Consider the following 15,307-nt stretch of genomic DNA (forward strand, 5'->3'; position numbering starts at 1 on the left):
GCGATGCGATGCTCCACGGGGGCGGCGATCCGGTCGAGATCGCCGGCACCCCCCTGCCCCGCGACCAATTGTCCGCCCTTGCCGGCATGACGCCGTTCGACCAGCCCGGCATTCCCCGGCGCGTCGTCCGGCTCGCCGGCGATCCGCGTGCCGCCGACCGCGCGATCAACGCCGCCCCGCTGTGGCGGCGAAGCGAGCCGGGCAACGATCCGGCGCTCGCCGAAACGCTCGCCGACGACATCGCGGCCTGGATCGCGGCGTGCGAAGCCTGATCGCCTTTCCCTGCGCGGGCGAAACGCTGGTAGGCACGCTCGATGCGGCGGCCAGCACCACCGGCCTGCTGATCGTCTCGGGCGGGAACGAGATACGGTGCGGCGCGCATCGCGGCATGGCGGTGCTCGCCGCGCGCGTCGCCGCCGCCGGCCACCCGGTCTTTCGCTACGATCGCCGCGGTATCGGCGATTCGACCGGTGAGAACCACGGCTTCCTCTCCGCCGGTCCTGACCTGTTCGCCGCGGCGGCGGCGTTCCGTGCGCATGCGCCGGGGCTCGAAGCGGTCGTCGGCTACGGCAATTGCGACGCGGCCAGCACGCTGGCCCTGCATGGCCGCGCGGCCGGCGTCGACCGGCTGCTGCTCGCCAACCCGTGGACGGTCGAGGATCGCGACGCCCTGCCCCCGCGCGCGGCGATCCGCGCGACCTATCGCCAGCGGCTGACCAGCCCGTCGGCATGGCGCCGGCTGCTGACCGGCCGGATCGACATCGCCAGGGCGATCCAGGGGTTGCAAAAGGCCGCTGCGCCATCGCCGCAGGATCTGGGCCGGCGCGTGGTCGCGGCGATCGACGGCTGGGGCACCGCCGTCGAGGTCGTCCTCGCCACGGGCGACGCGACCGCGCAAGCCTATGCCGCGCTCGCCGGTCGCCGCGACGCGGTCCGGATCGACACCGATTCGCACAGCTTCGCGCGCCCCGACGACCGGCGGGCGCTGGGCGATGCCGTGCTCGCCGCGCTGGCGCGATCCGCCGGGGACGAACGCCGTGGATGATCCACGGGCCACGTCGGAAACGTCGTGACGGCAAAGCGCAACGCTTATTGCAATCGTCCCCCGACCGGGCTCCCGCCTTCGCCGGGGAGGTGCGTCATTGCGGATGGCCCACGCGGCATTCCTGCCCCGCGTTCAGGATCGGAACATCGTCAGCCGGCCGACCGAGCCGGGCCCTCTACTCCGCGGCCTCGGCCAGCTCCGCGAACTCCGCCGCCGCGAGGAAGCGCTCGGCGTCCAGCGCCGCCATGCACCCCGTCCCCGCCGCGGTGACCGCCTGGCGGTAGATCTTGTCGGCGACGTCGCCGCACGCAAACACGCCGGCGACGCTGGTCCGGGTCGAACCGGTTTCCACCGCGATATAGCCATCGTCGTCGAGCGCCAGATGGCCGCGGAACAGCTCGGTCGCCGGGTGATGGCCGATCGCGACGAAGCCGCCGTCGACGTGGAGCCGCGAATGCTCGCCCGTCACCGTATCCTCCAGCGTCAGCGCGACCAGCCCGGCATTGCCGCCGCCGTCGACGAATTCGCGCACTTCCTTGTTCCACAGCACCGTGACGTTGGGGTGCGCGTGCAGCCGCTCCTGCAGGATACGCTCGGCGCGTAAGGAGTCGCGGCGGTGGATCAGCGTGACGTCGTCCGAATGGTTGGTCAGGTACAGCGCCTCCTCGACCGCGGTGTTGCCGCCGCCGATCACCGCGACCTTCTTGCCGCGATAGAAGAAGCCGTCGCAGGTCGCGCAGGCGCTGACGCCCTTGCCCTTCATCGCCTCCTCGCTGTCGATGCCGAGCCATTTCGCCTGTGCACCGGTCGCGATCACCAGCACCTCGCCCTCGTAGACGTCACCGCCGTCGCCGATCAGCCGGAACGGGCGGCGCGACAGGTCGACCTCGACGATCGTGTCCCACATCAGCCGCGTGCCGACATGCTCGGCCTGTTTCTGCATCTGCTCCATCAGCCACGGGCCCTGGATCACGTCGGCGAACCCCGGGTAATTCTCGACGTCGGTCGTCGTCGTCAGCTGCCCGCCGGGCTGGATGCCCTGCACCACGATCGGCGCCATGCCGGCGCGCGCGCCGTAGATCGCCGCCGACAGCCCGGCCGGCCCCGAACCGAGGATGAGCATGCGCGTGGTGTGGGTGGTCATGGAAAGATTGCCTGTCGGAATAAGGAGTCGACCCGTGATCTAGGGGATCGGCAGGCGGATTTGAACCATCCACGACGCCGGCGTGCCGGAAGGCTGGCGTTTGCGGCCGCGCGGCTGCATCCAACCCGTTCCCGGCGCGTTGCCGAAGATGACCGCGAAAAGGGTGCCCGACGTGAGCAAAGAGCCGATCAATACCGACCCTTACACCGGTGCCGCCGGCGGCTGGGGCTCGATGAAGTCCGTCGCGGAGATCAATTTGCGCGAGAAGGTGCCCCCGGAAACCGCGCGCGAACTCGCGCGCCAGAACAAGCCGGGCGGTTTCATGTGCGTGTCGTGCGCGTGGGGAAAACCGGCGCATCCGCATATCGCCGAATTCTGCGAAAACGGGGCCAAGGCGACCGCGTGGGAGCTTACCACCTATCGCACGACCCCCGAATTCTTCGCCACGCATACGGTCACCGAATTGCGCGGCTGGAAGGATTACGACCTGGAACAGGCCGGACGGCTGACGCACCCGATGCGCTACGATGCAGCGACCGACCGCTACGTCGCGGTCAGCTGGGCGGAAGCGTTCGCCGACATCGGCGACAAGCTGAAGGGCTATGATCCCACCAAGGTCGTCTTCTACGCATCGGGCCGCGCCAGCCTCGAAACCAGCTATATGTGGCAGCTGATGGCGCGAATGTACGGCAGCCAGAACCTGCCCGATTCGTCCAACATGTGCCACGAGACGACCTCGGTGGGGCTGAAGTCGGCGATCGGCTCGCCGGTAGGTACGATCCACTTGTCCGATTACGACGTATGCGACGCGATCTTCTATTTCGGCCAGAACCCCGGCACCAACAGCCCGCGGTTCCTGCATCCGTTGCGCTCGTGCGCCAAGCGCGGGGTCGAGATCGTCGTGTTCAACCCCCTGAAGGAACGCGGCCTCGAACGCTTCACCGATCCGCAGAACCCGGTCGAGATGGCGACCGGCAAGTCGACGCCGATCGCGACCCAATATCACCAGGTGAAGACCGGCGGCGACATCGCCGCGATCCTGGGCATCTGCAAATACGTCATCGCCGCGGACGACCAGTGCAAGCGGATCGCGGCGCCGCCGATCCTCGACCATGCCTTCATCGCCGAACACACCACCGGCTTCGGCGCCTTCGCCGACATGGTCCGCGCCACCGACTGGGCGACGATCGAGCATGAAAGCGGGCTGGCGCGGCAGGATCTGGAGGCGGCCGGCGCGGTCTATGCCAAGGCGCAGCGCGTGATCTGCGTCTACGGCATGGGCCTGACGCAGCATGTCCACGGCATCGACAACGTGCACACGCTGGTCAATATGATGCTGCTGCGCGGCAACGTCGGCAAGCCGGGTGCAGGGTTCGGCCCGGTCCGCGGCCACAGCAACGTGCAGGGCCAGCGCACCGTCGGCATTACCGAAAAGCCCGAACTCGCGCCGCTCGACCGGCTGAAGGCACTGTACGATTTCGAGCCCCCGCGCGACAAGGGCTGGGACACCGTGGCGGCGTGCGAGCATATCGTCGACGGCAGCGCGCAGGCGTTCCTGGGCCTTGGCGGCAACCTCGCCCGCGCCGTGCCCGATACCGCCACGATCGAGCCGGCGTGGCAGCGGCTCGGCCTGACCGTCAGCATCGCGACCAAGCTCAACCGCACGCATCTGCTGCCGGGCAAGACCTGTTACCTGCTGCCGTGCCTCGGGCGGATCGAGACCGACGAACAGGCGGGCGGCGCGCAGGCGGTGACGATGGAGGACAGCTTCAGCCGCATCTACGGATCGCGCGGCCGGGCGACGCCGGCGGCGGAGACGCTCCTGTCCGAACCCGCGATCCTGGCCGGCATCGCCAAGGCGACGATTCCCGCCAATCCGAAAGTCGACTGGGACGCCTGGGTCGGCGACTATGGCCTCGTCCGCGACGCGATCGAGGCCACCTATCCCGACAAGTTCACCCGCTTCAACGAACGGCTGTGGACCCCGGGCGGCTTCTGGAAGGGCGTGCCGGCCGCACACCGGCAGTGGGAAACGGAAAGCGGGCGCGCCGTATTCAACGTGCCGACGTCGCTCAACGCGACCGGGTTCGCCGAGGCGCCGGGGCGGTTCCGGCTGATGACGCTGCGGTCGAACGACCAGTTCAACACCACCGTCTACGGCTATCACGACCGCTTCCGCGGCATCAAGGGCACGCGCGACGTGGTGATGATGAACCGCGCCGACATGGCGGAACTGGGGCTGGCGGAACACGACCGGGTCGACCTGGTCGGGGATGCCGGCGGCAATGCCGACAAACGCCTGTCAGGGCTGCTGGTCGTTCCCTACGACGTCCCGCGCGGCTGCATCGGCGGCTATTACCCGGAGTGCAACATCCTGATGCCGATCAGCCACAAGGCCGAACAGAGCCACGTTCCCGCGGGCAAATCGGTGCCGGTGCGGGTGGAGCGCGCGTCCTGATCCTGGGGGCGATCCTCGCCGGCGGGCGATCGCGGCGGTTCGGCAGCGACAAGGCGACGGCGCCGTTCGAGGGCAAGCCGCTGATCGAGCACGTCCGCGCGCTCGTCGCCGGTCGCGTCGATGCCGTGGTCGTCATCGGCCGGCCGGGGGGCATAGCCGACCTGCCCCGCCCCGATCTGGGCCCGCTCGGCGGGATCGCGGGCGCGATCGACCATGCCGCCACGCACGGCTTCGACACGGTGCTGACGATCGGCTGCGACATGCCGCGCCTGCCCGCGACGTTGCTCGATGCGCTGTTGCACCGGGCACCGAGCTATTGCGCCGACGCACCGGTGCTCGGCCACTGGCCGGCGGCGCTGGGGGCGCAGTTGCTCGCGCATATCGACGCGTCGGACCGCCGCTCGGTGCGCGGCTGGGCGGAGACGATCGGCGCGCTGCCGATCGCGGCCCCCACGCCGCTCGCCAACGTCAACACGCCCGACGACCTGCTGGCGCTATGATGCCGTCGCGGATCGAGGCGACGCGCGTCGTTCGCCCCGACGGCACGGTCACGGCGGGCGAACGTGCCGTCGCGATCGAGGCGCCCGTCGCGATCGAGGTCGACGGCATCGGCTATGCGGTGATGATGATGACGCCGCGCGACCTCGATGCGTTCGCGACCGGGTTCATGCTCACCGAACGGCTGGCCGACACCCCCGCCGACATCGTCGACATCGACGCGTTCCTGGCGCCCGCGGGTTGGATCGTGCGCGTCGCGCTGGCGGAACGGTGCCGCGGGCGCATCCACGACCGGATCCGCCACCGCACCAGCGATACCAGCTGCGGCCTGTGCGGCATCGCCAGCCTCGAACAGCTCGTCCGCCCGGTCGCGCAGGCCGCGCCCCGGCCCGACATCGCGCCGGGCGCGATCTTCGCGGCGCTCGCGCGCCTGCGCGATCACCAGCCGATCAACGCCGCGACCGGGGCGGCGCATGCCGCCGCCGCCTGCGCGGCGGATGGCAGCATCCTGACGGCGATGGAGGACGTCGGCCGCCACAACGCGCTCGACAAGCTGATCGGCCGGCAGGCGACGGCGCCCCCTGCCGCGTTCGCGCTCGTCACCTCCCGCATCAGCTTCGAGATGGTCGACAAGGCGCTGGTCGCGGCCATGCCGCTGCTCGCCGGCATCTCCGCGCCGACCAGCCTCGCGATCGATCACGCCCGCACGCATGGCCTGACGCTGGTCGCGCTGGCACGGACGGATGCGATGCTGGTGCTCAACGATCCGTGGGGCGTCTTTGCCTGACGCCGCCGCAGGACCTACTTGCCCCAGTCCCAGACATGCTCGGACCAGTTGCGCGCGCCGTCCGCCATATCGGTGAACCAGCCCAGGATCATGTGCCGATAGGCGCCGTCGAGGAAGATCGAATCGGCAAGGATCAACACCATCGTCACCGCCGCCCATAGCACGCCGCGATGCATCGGTTCGGGCTTGCGGACCAGTTTCACCTCGGTCTGCCGCCGCTCGGACAGACGCCGTTCGGGCCCCGCAAACGCGGGGTTGGGCGCCGCGGCGCGCCGCTCGACCCTGCGGCGTTCGTTGGGGAAGTTATACGCCATCGCCCTGCCTCGATCCGGGACCAGACCGGATCATCGCACGCGAGCGGTTTACAAATCGTTCGTTTCGGACGCGTCGATCACTACGGCGGCACCACCAATCTTCGCGAGTTGGTAGCGGAGGAGGGACTTGAACCCCCGACCCCAGGATTATGATTCCCGTGCTCTAACCAGCTGAGCTACTCCGCCCCGCCGTGTGAGGGCGCGCCTATAGGTGCGCTTGGCGGCGTCCGTCAAGCGAACATATGCCGCGACAGCGCCTCCCACGGGCCGCCGCGATACCACCATGCGGCGAGGCCCGCGATTTCGACGTCGCGCGCACGGAAATCGCGGTCGAGCGACGTCATCAGCAGCCTGGCGATGCCGGGCTGGACCTTGTTCTGGATCGTCACGTGCGGGCGCCAGCCGCCCGCGTCCTGCGGCGTCAGCAGCCCCGCGAACGCATCCGCCAGCTCGCGACGGATCGCGACCAGCTCGGGCGATTCGATCCGGTAGGCGACGCCGCGGCCGAGCGACATCAGCCCGCCGACGCGGGCGTTGGGCGCGCGCTGCCCCCGGGTGAATTCGGAGAGGCGCCGTTTCAGCTCGTCCTCGGCGGAGGGCGGCAGGTGGTGGAACAGCGTCAGGTGCGCGGACAGCTGGTTGCGTTCGGGTGGAAAATGGGCGGCGCGCTGCGCGTCGAACCAGCCCTGGTCCTGCCGCCCGAACAGCGCCGTCACGATGATCGGCGCCGCCGTCAAATCTCCACCTGGCTGCCCAGCTCGACCACCCGGTTGGTGGGCAGGCGAAAGAACTCCATCGCGCTTTCCGCGTTGCGCAGCATCCAGGCGAACAATTTCTCGCGCCACAGCATCATGCCCGGTCGTTCCGAGGGCAGCAACGTCTGCCGCGACAGGAAGAAGCTGGTGTCCATCATCTTGAAATCGGCGCCGCATTCATGGACCCGCTTCAGCGCGGCGGGCACGTCGACCTCCTCCATGAAGCCATAGCGCAGGACCAGGCGGTAGAATCCGTCGCCGAGCCCGTCGCGCGTCGCGCGCTCCGCCTCGGGCCAATAGGGCTGGGCGACGATCTTGACCGTCAGCAGAATTACGCGCTCGTGCAGCACCTTGTTGTGCTTCAGGTTGTGGAGCAGCGCGTGCGGCACGCCGTCGGCGGACGACGTCATGAACACCGCCGTCCCAGGCACCCGGCTCGCCGAGCTGGCGGCGGAGGTGATGAACACCTTGATCGGCATCGCCGCCTCGCGCAGCCGGTCCATCATCAGCTGGCGCCCCTTCGACCAGGTGGTCAGGAAGGTGAAGATGATGAAACCGACCATCAGCGGGAACCAGCCGCCGTCGGGCACCTTGGTGAGGTTCGCCGACAGATAGGCGCCGTCGACGAGGAAGAAGAGCGCGAGCAGCGGCGCGGCGGCGTAGATCGGCCAGTTCCACAGCCGCGTCAGCGCGACCCCGAGCAGGCACGAATCGATGAACATCGCCCCCGTCACCGCGATGCCATAGGCGGAGGTGAGGTTGGACGAGGTGCGGAAGAACAGCACCAGCAGGATCACCATCACCATCAGCATCCAGTTGACGAGCGGGATGTAGATCTGGCCCGCGGTCGCCGCGCTGGTGTGCTCGATCCGCAGCCGCGGCATGAAGCCGAGCTGGATCGCCTGCTGCGTCACCGAAAAGGCGCCGGAGATCACCGCCTGGCTGGCGATGATCGCGGCCATGGTGGCGAGGATCACCAGCGGCAGCTGCAGGCTGTCGGGCGCCAGCATGTAGAAGGGGCTGCGCAGCGCCTCCTGCCCCTCGCGGAACAGCAGCGCCCCCTGCCCCAGATAGTTGCACATAAGCGCAGGGAGCACGAAGACCAGCCACGACAGGCCGATCGGCTTGCGGCCGAAATGCCCCATGTCGGCATACAGCGCCTCCGCCCCCGTCACCGCCAGCACCACCGATCCCAGCGCCAGGAAGGCGCGGACCGGATCGACGAGGAAGAATTCGACCGCATGGTGCGGCGAGAAGGCCCAGAGCACCTCCGGCGTCTGCACGACGCTGATGAGGCCCAGCACCGCGATCACCGCGAAATAGACGAGCATGATCGGCCCGAAGACGAGGCCGATCCGCGCCGTGCCGCTCTTCTGCACCCAGAACAGCGCGATCAGGATCGCGATCACGATCGGCAGCACCAGCCCGGAAAAGGCCGGCGCGGCGATCGCCAGCCCCTCGACCGCGCCGAGCACGGTCACCGCGGGGGTAATCATCGAATCGCCGTAGAAGAGCGAGGTGGCGAAGACGCCGAGCAGGATGATCCCGGTCGACCAGCGCCGGCTCTTCGTCCGTCCCGACACCAGCGCCAGCAGCGCCAGGCTGCCGCCCTCGCCCTTGTTGTCCGCGCGCATGATGATCGCGACATATTTGATCGTCACGACGATCATCATCGACCAGAACATCAGGCTCAGCACGCCCATGATATGCATCGGGTCGAGCGTCAGCTGATGATGCCCCGCGAAGGTTTCGCGGAACGCGTAGAGCGGGCTCGTACCGATGTCGCCGAAGACGATGCCGATCGCGCCGACCGCCAGCTTGAGCATGCCGTCGGCGTGATGGCCGTGTTCGCCGTCCTCGCCCCGCGCGCTCGGCAGGTCTGCCGGTACCGGGGTGCTCACGAGCGCATCGACCGTGTCGACGGCAAGCGACGATCGGCAGTGTTCCCAACCTGTTCCATATCGAAGGGCCTTAGCATGGGCTGAACGAAGGGAGCAACGCCGGGCCGGTCGCTTCCGTGCCGCTCAGGGACGGCGGAACACCTCGCGGATGACGAAATGCGACGCCAGGCGGGTGACGCCGGGGAGCCGCGACAGCGTTTCGCGATGGATCCGCTCGAACGTGTCGTCGCGGCGGACCTCGACGTGCAGCATATAGTCCGCCTCGCCGCTCATCAGGAAGCAGTCGCGGATCTCCGGGATATCGCCGATCTCGCGCTCGAACGCCGCCATCGTTTCCTCGCGCTGGTCGCGCAGCGTGACGTTGACGAGCACGACGCTGGGATTGCCGCGTGCCGCCTTGCTCAGCACCGCGCGAAACCCCGCGATGTAGCCGCGCTCCCGCAGCGATCCGACGCGGCGGTGCGCGGCGCTGGGCGACAGCCCCACCGCCTCGCCCAGTTGCGCGCTGGTCAGGTCGGAATCGGCGAGCAGCCGGGCGAGGATCTTGCGGTCGAAGGCGTCGAGCATGATCGTCGCGCCATAGCAGGGTTTTGCGGGATGCGATCCCGTCCGGACGTCCGCGGGTGGACGAAATCGCGACCTTCTCCCGCGCCGGGCGCTGTATTGGCAGGCGAGGAAGAGGAGACCATCATGCGCATCGGCGTTCCCAAGGAAATCAAGAACCACGAATATCGCGTCGGCCTGACCCCGCCGTCGGTCGCCGAACTCGTCGCCGCGGGGCACGAGGTCGTCGTCGAGACGCGGGCGGGCGCGGGCATCGACTTCGAGGACCAGGATTATATCGACGCCGGTGCGACGATCCTCGCCGATCCCGCCGCGGTGTTCGCTGCCGCGGACATGATCGTGAAGGTCAAGGAACCGCAGGCGAGCGAGATCGCGCTGCTCGAACCGCGCCACCTGCTGTTCACCTATCTCCACCTCGCCGCGGACAAGCCGCAGGCCGAGGGACTGATCGCGTCTGGCGCGACCTGCATCGCGTACGAGACGGTGACCGCGGCGCGCGGCGGCCTGCCGCTGCTCAAGCCGATGAGCGAGGTCGCGGGCCGCATGTCGGTGCAGGTCGGCGCGCATTATCTCGAAAAGGAACAGGGCGGCCGCGGCGTCCTGCTGGGCGGCGTGCCCGGCGTCGCGCCGGCCAAGGTCGCGATCATCGGCGGCGGCGTCTCGGGCGTCAACGCGGCGCAGATGGCGGTCGGCATGCGCGCCGACGTCACCATCTACGACATCTCGAACGACCGGCTGGCCGAACTCGACATGTTCTTCAGCAGCCAGATCAAGACCGCCTATGCCAGCAAGGCGGCGATCGCCGCGGCGGTGAAGAACGCGCATCTCGTCATCGGTGCGGTGCTGGTTCCCGGCGCGGCGGCGCCGAAGCTGGTGACGCGCGAGATGGTGAAGACGATGAAGCGCGGCGCGGTGCTGGTCGACATCGCGATCGACCAGGGCGGCTGTTTCGAAACCAGCCACGCGACCACGCACGAGGACCCGGTGTTCGAGGTCGACGGCGTGATCCATTATTGCGTCGCCAACATGCCGGGCGCGGTCGCGCGCACGTCGGCCTTCGCGCTCAACAATGCGACGCTGCCGTTCGCGCTGAAGCTCGCCGATCTCGGGGCGGAGGCGGCGATGCGGGCGGACGCGCACCTCGCCAACGGCCTCAACGTCTCGGGCGGCAAGATCCGCCATCGCGCAGTCGCGGAGGCGCTCGACCTGCCGTTCGAGGCATGGACGGCGTAACCCGGAACGGAAACGGAACACGATGGTTGAGGCCTTGCGAAAGAGAGGCCTCAACCATGTCCGAAACCGAAAACCCCAAGACCCACCCGACGTCCAACGCCGAAAAGGACCCGGACGACTGGACCACCGGCGACGAGACGATGACCGGCGCACAGGCGAGCTACCTCAAGACGTTGAGCGAAGAGGCCGGCGAGCCCTTCGACGACACGCTGACCAAGGCGGACGCATCGAAGCGCATCGATGCATTGCAGGAGCAGACCGGGCGCGGCAAATAACGGCGGGCGCGAGGGCGAACGCGGTCTGCCGCGACGCCCTTCCCCTTCGATGCTGCCACCGCGTCTGCCATGGCCGGCGCAGGCCGTTCCGAGTAAAGGCGCTTTCCGCAGCCGTTCATTCGAAAAGACGATTTCCCGGTAAAAGCGGTTCCCCGGCTAAGGCCGGGGCTTAGGTGGGAAACAGAGGTTGGCAGGCGCCGCGTGCTATTACGCCCGCCTTTCCGACCGGGCCCCGGCCTTCGCCGGGGAGGCGTTGATCGCATAGGGCCCGTGCAGAAACGATCGGCCGGCACCCGCCGGAATCGTTTCTGCGATCACCGTCACGCCCCCGGCCCGCGACCGGCGTTACGAACCCCCGACCCCGCACGCCGCTAAGGCCGCCGCCCCTCCTGCATCGCCAGCAGGCGATCGAGCAGCATCAGCCGCACCGCGATATCGCGCCGGTACGACGCCCCCGCCGGCGACAGCGCGAGCGCCCGGGCCCATTGCGCGCGCGCGTTCGCAAAATCGTTCGCCCGGACATAGGCGAGCCCCAGGAAGAAATGTGGCGCAGGGTGCAGCGGCGCGAGGCGGATCGCATGGCGGAAGGCGAACAGCGCAGGAGGCGACGTCACGTTGCCGTCGTGCGCCGCCATCGCGGTGCCAAGCGCCGTCCACAGCATCAGGCTGCGCGGATAGCGGTTGAGGCCGCCGAGGATCGCCCGGACCGCCGACCGCCTGTCGCCCGACCGCCCCAGCGCGTCGGCTGCGGTCAGATAGGCGGAATCGGCGGTGAAGCGGCCCAGCATGCGTTCGCGCAGGTCGACCAGCGTCGGATCGTCGTCGGCGCGCAGCATGCCGGCGCGCGCCGGGCTGGCGGCGATCGTCGGCGACCCCTGCCACGCATAGCCGGCCGCGCCGAGCATCAACGCGGCGCCGACCATCGACCACAGCACCCGCCCGACGCGCAACAGGACCAGCGCCGCAGCGGCGGCGGCGATGACGAGCGCGAGCGCCAGCCAGCCCATCAGCGCCCACCCCGACGGAAGCTCGACCGCGCGATCAGCGCCCCCACCGCCAGCAGCACCACCGGCGCCAGCCACAGTGGCCACGTCGCCGCGCCGAACGGCGGATCGTAGGTGACGTAATCGCCGTAGCGGTCGACCAGCCAGCGGCGGATCGCATCCGGCGATTCGCCCGCGGCGATGCGGCTGCGCACCAGCGCGCGCATGTCGCCCGCCATGCTCGCGTCGCTGTCGGCGATCGACTGGCCCTGGCAGACGACGCAGCGCAGCGTCACCATCAGCTCGCGCGCCGCCGCCTCCTGCACCGGATCGCGCAGCTGCGTGTTGGCGAGCGCGGCGGGCGGCGTCGCGGGATCGGCCAGCGCCGGACCGGCGGCGGCGAGCGCCAGCAGCAGGATCGCCGCGCGCCTCATCGCGCATCCCGGATAGCGGCGGCGATGGTCGCGACATCGTCGGCGCGGATATCGCCGACATGCTGGAGGACGATCCGCCCCCGGCCGTCGATCACGAAGCTTTCCGGCACGCCCGACGATCCGAGCGCGAGCTGCACGGCGCTCTGCCGGTCGTCGCCGATCCGGTCATAGGGGTCGCCGTTGCGACGCAGGAACGCGGTCAGCGCCGGGGCGGTGTCGCGGATCGCGATGGCGTCGATCGGCACCCCCATCGCCTTCAACCGCATCAGATGCGGCGATTCGGCGGCGCAGGGGATGCACCAGCTCGCGAAGATGTTGAGCAGCCGCGGCTGCCCCTGCCGGAACGCCGCGACCGACAGGCCGGGCTTGTCCAGCGCGATCGCGGGCAGCGCGAAATCGGGCAGCGGCTTGCCGACCAGCGCCGATCGCACGACGCGATCGGCGGGCTTGATGAGGCCACTCGCGACCACCGCGAACAGCAGGCCGAACCCGGCGAGCGGGGTCCAGAGCAGCCAGCGCCTCATGCATGGGCCTCCCGCAGCCGGACGCGCCGTTCGCGCCGCCAGCGCCCCGCGAGCGACAGCGCGCCGCCCAGCGCGACCAGCACGCCGCCCAGCCAGATCAGCGTCACGAACGGCTTCCACCACAACCGCACCTGCCAGCGCCCCTGCCCGTCGGCCTGCGCATCGGGCTGGCCGAGCACGGTGTAGAGCTGGCCGTCCCAGCGCGTCGCGATCGCGCTTTCGCTGGTGGTGGTGACCGGATCGGCGAAGAAGCGCGCCTGCGGCCGCAGCACGATCGTGTCGCCGTCGCGCGTCGCGCTCAGCCGCGCTTCGAGCGCGGACCAATTCTCACCCACGACCGGCTTGATCCCGTCGAGCCGGACGACGAACGGCCCGACGCGCACCGGCTGGCCGACGCGCACGGCGACCAGCGTCTCGGCGGTATAGGCGCTGTCGCAGGCCATGCCGGCGAGGCTGACCGCGATGCCCAGATGCGCGACGACCATGCCCCAAGTGAACAGCGGCGTGCGCCATGGATTGCGCCCGACGAGCGGCAGCACGCTCGCCACCGCCAGCCCCGCGGCCAGCGCGATGCCGAGCAGCGGCAGCACCCCCGGCGGCGCGAGCACCACCAGCGCCGCACCGGTGAAGCCGGCGGCGGCGATCGGCCAGATCAGCCGGTCGAGCAGCGCGGTCGCGTCGTCGCGCCGCCAGCGCAACAGCGGCCCCGCCGCCATCGCCACCACCAGCGCGAGCGCGATCGGCCCCGCCGCCTTGTTAAAGAAGGGCGGCCCGACCGACAGCTGTACGCCGAACCCCGCCGCGACCAGCGGATAGAGCGTGCCGATCAGCACGATGCCGAGGATGACGGACAGGAGCAGGTTGTTGAGCACCAGCGCGCCTTCGCGGCTGACCAGCGCGAAGGTCGTGCCCGCGCGCACCGTGCCGATCCGCGCGGCGAACAGCGCCAGCGCGCCGCCGATATAGATCGCCAGCAGCGCGAGGATGAACGCGCCGCGCTCCGGATCGACGGCAAAGGCGTGGACGCTGGTGAGGATGCCCGACCGCACGAGGAAGGTGCCGACCATCGACATCGAGAAGGCGACCACCGCCAGCATCACCGTCCAGGCGCGCAGGCCGTCGCGGGTGGCGAGCACCGTCACCGAATGCAGCAGCGCGGTCGCGGCGAGCCACGGCATCAGCGAGGCGTTCTCGACCGGGTCCCAGAACCACCAGCCGCCCCAGCCGAGCTCGTAATAGGCCCAGTAGCTGCCCGCGGTGATGCCGAGCGTCAGGAAGATCCACGCGCCGAGCACCCAGGGGCGCATCGCTCGCGCGAACGCCGGGCCGACGTCGCGCGTCACCAGCGCACCGACCGCGAACGAAAAGGCGACCGAGATGCCGACATAGCCGACGTAGAGCGTCGGCGGGTGGAAGGCGAGGCCGGGATCCTGCAACAGCGGGTTGAGCCCCATGCCGTCGGGGGGTGCCGGGGCGATCCGCGCGAACGGGTTGGAGGCGAACAGCAGGAAGGCGTAGAAGCCGAGCGCGATCCCCGCCTGCGCGCCCAGCGTCGCGATCAGCGTGCGTTCGGGCAGCCGCCGTTCGACGATCGCGACCGCCCCGCCGGCCAGCCCCAGGATCGTCACCCAGAGCAGCATCGATCCTTCGTGATTGCCCCAGGCGCCGGCGAACTTGTACAGCCACGGCTTGGCCGAATGGCTGTTCTCCACCACCAGCCGCACCGACATGTCGCTCGCCAGGAACAGCGCGATCAGCGCCGCCATGGCGAGCGCGGCGAGCGCGCCCTGCACGACCGCGATCGGGCGGACCGCCGCGACCGGCTCCGCCTGCCCGCGCGCCAGCCCCAGCACCGCCATCGCCAGTTGCAGCGCGGCGAGCGCGGCGGCCAGCCACAGCGCCGCCAGACCGAGTTCGGCGGTCACGGCTTCAGCGTCCGGGTTTCGTGCATCTTGCCGGCGAGTTCGGGCGGCATGTACTTTTCGTCGTGCTTGGCGAGCAGGTTGCTCGCGGTGAAGCTGCCGTCGGGGTTGAACCGCCCTTCCGCCACCACGCCCGATCGCTCGCGGAACAGGTCGGGGACGATGCCGGCGAAGGTCACGGGGGTCGTCGCGATGCCGTCGCCGACGACGAAGCGGACGGTCACCCCGTCGGCGGCGCGGCGGATCGACCCCGCCTGTACCATCCCGCCCAGGCGCACCGCACGGCCGAGCGGCAGGCCCTGCTTGCGCACGTCGGACGGCGCGTAGAAGAACGACGCCTGATCCTTCAACGCCGACATCGCGAGCAGCGCGGCGGCGACCACCGCCGCGACGCCGAGCAGCGCCAGCGTCAGCCTCTGGTGTTTCGCCTTCATCGCTCGGCGCGCTTCATCGCCAGATAGCTGGCGATG

16 protein-coding genes, 1 tRNA gene and 1 pseudogene are annotated in these 15,307 nt (G+C 69.7%); 7 read left to right on the forward strand and 11 right to left on the reverse strand.

Translation table 11 applies throughout. The annotated features are described in order from the left end of the window. A pseudogene (locus LPN01_RS15330) lies at positions 1–272 on the forward strand (hypothetical protein); the annotation flags it as partial. Next, a complete protein-coding gene (locus LPN01_RS15335) occupies positions 260–1,045 on the forward strand; it encodes a hydrolase 1, exosortase A system-associated (RefSeq protein ID WP_262829294.1) in 786 nt (261 codons plus the stop codon). The pseudogene LPN01_RS15330 and the gene LPN01_RS15335, both read left to right, overlap by 13 nt. A gap of 175 nt (positions 1,046–1,220) precedes the next feature. Here LPN01_RS15335 and trxB read toward each other — a convergent pair whose 3' ends face one another. Beyond that, positions 1,221–2,189, reverse strand: a complete 969-nt coding sequence (gene trxB / locus LPN01_RS15340; RefSeq protein ID WP_262829295.1) for a thioredoxin-disulfide reductase — start codon at positions 2,187–2,189, stop codon at positions 1,221–1,223. 232 nt (positions 2,190–2,421) lie between these two features. Between trxB and LPN01_RS15345 the strand changes: the two genes are divergently transcribed. The 3 genes from LPN01_RS15345 to fdhD are packed head-to-tail and all read left to right on the forward strand — an operon-like array spanning position 2,422 to position 5,932. Next, entirely contained in the window at positions 2,422–4,647 is a 2,226-nt protein-coding gene (locus LPN01_RS15345) for an FdhF/YdeP family oxidoreductase (protein ID WP_410482842.1), read from the forward strand. Further along, positions 4,554–5,147 (forward strand): molybdenum cofactor guanylyltransferase, encoded by a 594-nt coding sequence (locus LPN01_RS15350; RefSeq protein ID WP_262829297.1) that lies wholly within the window; start codon positions 4,554–4,556, stop codon positions 5,145–5,147. Before LPN01_RS15345 ends, LPN01_RS15350 begins: the two co-directional genes overlap by 94 nt. Continuing rightward, positions 5,144–5,932 (forward strand): formate dehydrogenase accessory sulfurtransferase FdhD, encoded by a 789-nt coding sequence (gene fdhD / locus LPN01_RS15355; RefSeq protein WP_262829298.1) that lies wholly within the window; start codon positions 5,144–5,146, stop codon positions 5,930–5,932. The genes LPN01_RS15350 and fdhD overlap by 4 nt, the downstream gene beginning before the upstream one ends. Positions 5,933–5,946: 14 nt before the next feature. Here the strand turns inward: fdhD and LPN01_RS15360 are convergent, their stop codons facing one another. The 5 genes from LPN01_RS15360 to LPN01_RS15380 all read right to left on the reverse strand — a co-directional run bounded on the left by LPN01_RS15360 (position 5,947) and on the right by LPN01_RS15380 (position 9,469). Continuing rightward, positions 5,947–6,246, reverse strand: a complete 300-nt coding sequence (locus tag LPN01_RS15360) for a hypothetical protein (protein WP_262829299.1) — start codon at positions 6,244–6,246, stop codon at positions 5,947–5,949. Positions 6,247–6,355: 109 nt separating this feature from the next. Beyond that, positions 6,356–6,432, reverse strand: a tRNA-Met gene (locus LPN01_RS15365). Positions 6,433–6,476: 44 nt separating this feature from the next. After that, positions 6,477–6,962 carry a 2'-5' RNA ligase family protein gene (locus tag LPN01_RS15370; protein ID WP_262829300.1) on the reverse strand — a complete coding sequence of 162 codons (486 nt, stop codon included), beginning with the start codon at positions 6,960–6,962 and terminating at the stop codon, positions 6,477–6,479. A 17-nt stretch (positions 6,963–6,979) separates the two neighbouring features. Then, positions 6,980–8,902, reverse strand: a complete 1,923-nt coding sequence (locus LPN01_RS15375; RefSeq protein ID WP_410482838.1) for a potassium transporter Kup — start codon at positions 8,900–8,902, stop codon at positions 6,980–6,982. Positions 8,903–9,025: 123 nt separating this feature from the next. Then, positions 9,026–9,469 carry an Lrp/AsnC family transcriptional regulator gene (locus LPN01_RS15380; protein ID WP_262829301.1) on the reverse strand — a complete coding sequence of 148 codons (444 nt, stop codon included), beginning with the start codon at positions 9,467–9,469 and terminating at the stop codon, positions 9,026–9,028. A gap of 123 nt (positions 9,470–9,592) precedes the next feature. Between LPN01_RS15380 and ald the strand changes: the two genes are divergently transcribed. Next, positions 9,593–10,699 carry an alanine dehydrogenase gene (ald, locus tag LPN01_RS15385; protein ID WP_262829302.1) on the forward strand — a complete coding sequence of 369 codons (1,107 nt, stop codon included), beginning with the start codon at positions 9,593–9,595 and terminating at the stop codon, positions 10,697–10,699. Between the two features lie 56 nt (positions 10,700–10,755). Further along, the gene (locus LPN01_RS15390) at positions 10,756–10,974 is read left to right on the forward strand and encodes a DUF3072 domain-containing protein (RefSeq protein ID WP_262829303.1); all 219 of its coding nucleotides are present in this window, start codon (positions 10,756–10,758) and stop codon (positions 10,972–10,974) included. A 371-nt stretch (positions 10,975–11,345) separates the two neighbouring features. On the opposite strand, the gene LPN01_RS15395 is transcribed toward LPN01_RS15390, so the two are convergent. From LPN01_RS15395 to ccmE, 5 genes are read right to left on the reverse strand one after another with little or no spacing between them, the layout of a single operon-like run. Beyond that, positions 11,346–11,981, reverse strand: a complete 636-nt coding sequence (locus LPN01_RS15395; protein ID WP_262829304.1) for a tetratricopeptide repeat protein — start codon at positions 11,979–11,981, stop codon at positions 11,346–11,348. Continuing rightward, positions 11,981–12,391: a cytochrome c-type biogenesis protein gene (locus tag LPN01_RS15400; RefSeq protein ID WP_262829305.1), complete on the reverse strand. Its 411-nt coding sequence runs from the start codon at positions 12,389–12,391 to the stop codon at positions 11,981–11,983. The genes LPN01_RS15395 and LPN01_RS15400 overlap by 1 nt, the downstream gene beginning before the upstream one ends. Next, positions 12,388–12,915: a redoxin family protein gene (locus tag LPN01_RS15405; protein WP_262829306.1), complete on the reverse strand. Its 528-nt coding sequence runs from the start codon at positions 12,913–12,915 to the stop codon at positions 12,388–12,390. Before LPN01_RS15405 ends, LPN01_RS15400 begins: the two co-directional genes overlap by 4 nt. Next, positions 12,912–14,840 (reverse strand): heme lyase CcmF/NrfE family subunit, encoded by a 1,929-nt coding sequence (locus LPN01_RS15410; RefSeq protein ID WP_262829307.1) that lies wholly within the window; start codon positions 14,838–14,840, stop codon positions 12,912–12,914. The genes LPN01_RS15405 and LPN01_RS15410 overlap by 4 nt, the downstream gene beginning before the upstream one ends. Beyond that, on the reverse strand, positions 14,837–15,271 hold the full coding sequence (gene ccmE / locus LPN01_RS15415) for a cytochrome c maturation protein CcmE (protein ID WP_262829308.1): 435 nt from the start codon (positions 15,269–15,271) through the stop codon (positions 14,837–14,839). The genes LPN01_RS15410 and ccmE overlap by 4 nt, the downstream gene beginning before the upstream one ends. Positions 15,272–15,307 lie beyond the last annotated feature (36 nt).

The sequence above is a fragment of the Sphingomonas sp. A2-49 genome (assembly GCF_025548555.1).
Taxonomy (GTDB): Bacteria; Pseudomonadota; Alphaproteobacteria; order Sphingomonadales; family Sphingomonadaceae; genus Sphingomonas.

What these genes read in the sequence shown, in the direction of transcription:
- ald (WP_262829302.1), top strand. Translation starts at nt 9,593, where the DNA reads ATGCGCATCGGCGTTCCCAAGGAAATCAAGAACCACGAATATCGCGTC.
- LPN01_RS15345 (WP_410482842.1), top strand. Translation starts at nt 2,422, where the DNA reads ATGAAGTCCGTCGCGGAGATCAATTTGCGCGAGAAGGTGCCCCCGGAA.
- LPN01_RS15395 (WP_262829304.1), bottom strand. Translation starts at nt 11,981, where the DNA reads ATGGGCTGGCTGGCGCTCGCGCTCGTCATCGCCGCCGCCGCTGCGGCG.
- trxB (WP_262829295.1), bottom strand. Translation starts at nt 2,189, where the DNA reads ATGACCACCCACACCACGCGCATGCTCATCCTCGGTTCGGGGCCGGCC.
- fdhD (WP_262829298.1), top strand. Translation starts at nt 5,144, where the DNA reads ATGATGCCGTCGCGGATCGAGGCGACGCGCGTCGTTCGCCCCGACGGC.
- LPN01_RS15405 (WP_262829306.1), bottom strand. Translation starts at nt 12,915, where the DNA reads ATGAGGCGCTGGCTGCTCTGGACCCCGCTCGCCGGGTTCGGCCTGCTG.
- LPN01_RS15390 (WP_262829303.1), top strand. Translation starts at nt 10,756, where the DNA reads ATGTCCGAAACCGAAAACCCCAAGACCCACCCGACGTCCAACGCCGAA.
- LPN01_RS15360 (WP_262829299.1), bottom strand. Translation starts at nt 6,246, where the DNA reads ATGGCGTATAACTTCCCCAACGAACGCCGCAGGGTCGAGCGGCGCGCC.
- LPN01_RS15400 (WP_262829305.1), bottom strand. Translation starts at nt 12,391, where the DNA reads ATGAGGCGCGCGGCGATCCTGCTGCTGGCGCTCGCCGCCGCCGGTCCG.
- ccmE (WP_262829308.1), bottom strand. Translation starts at nt 15,271, where the DNA reads ATGAAGGCGAAACACCAGAGGCTGACGCTGGCGCTGCTCGGCGTCGCG.
- LPN01_RS15380 (WP_262829301.1), bottom strand. Translation starts at nt 9,469, where the DNA reads ATGCTCGACGCCTTCGACCGCAAGATCCTCGCCCGGCTGCTCGCCGAT.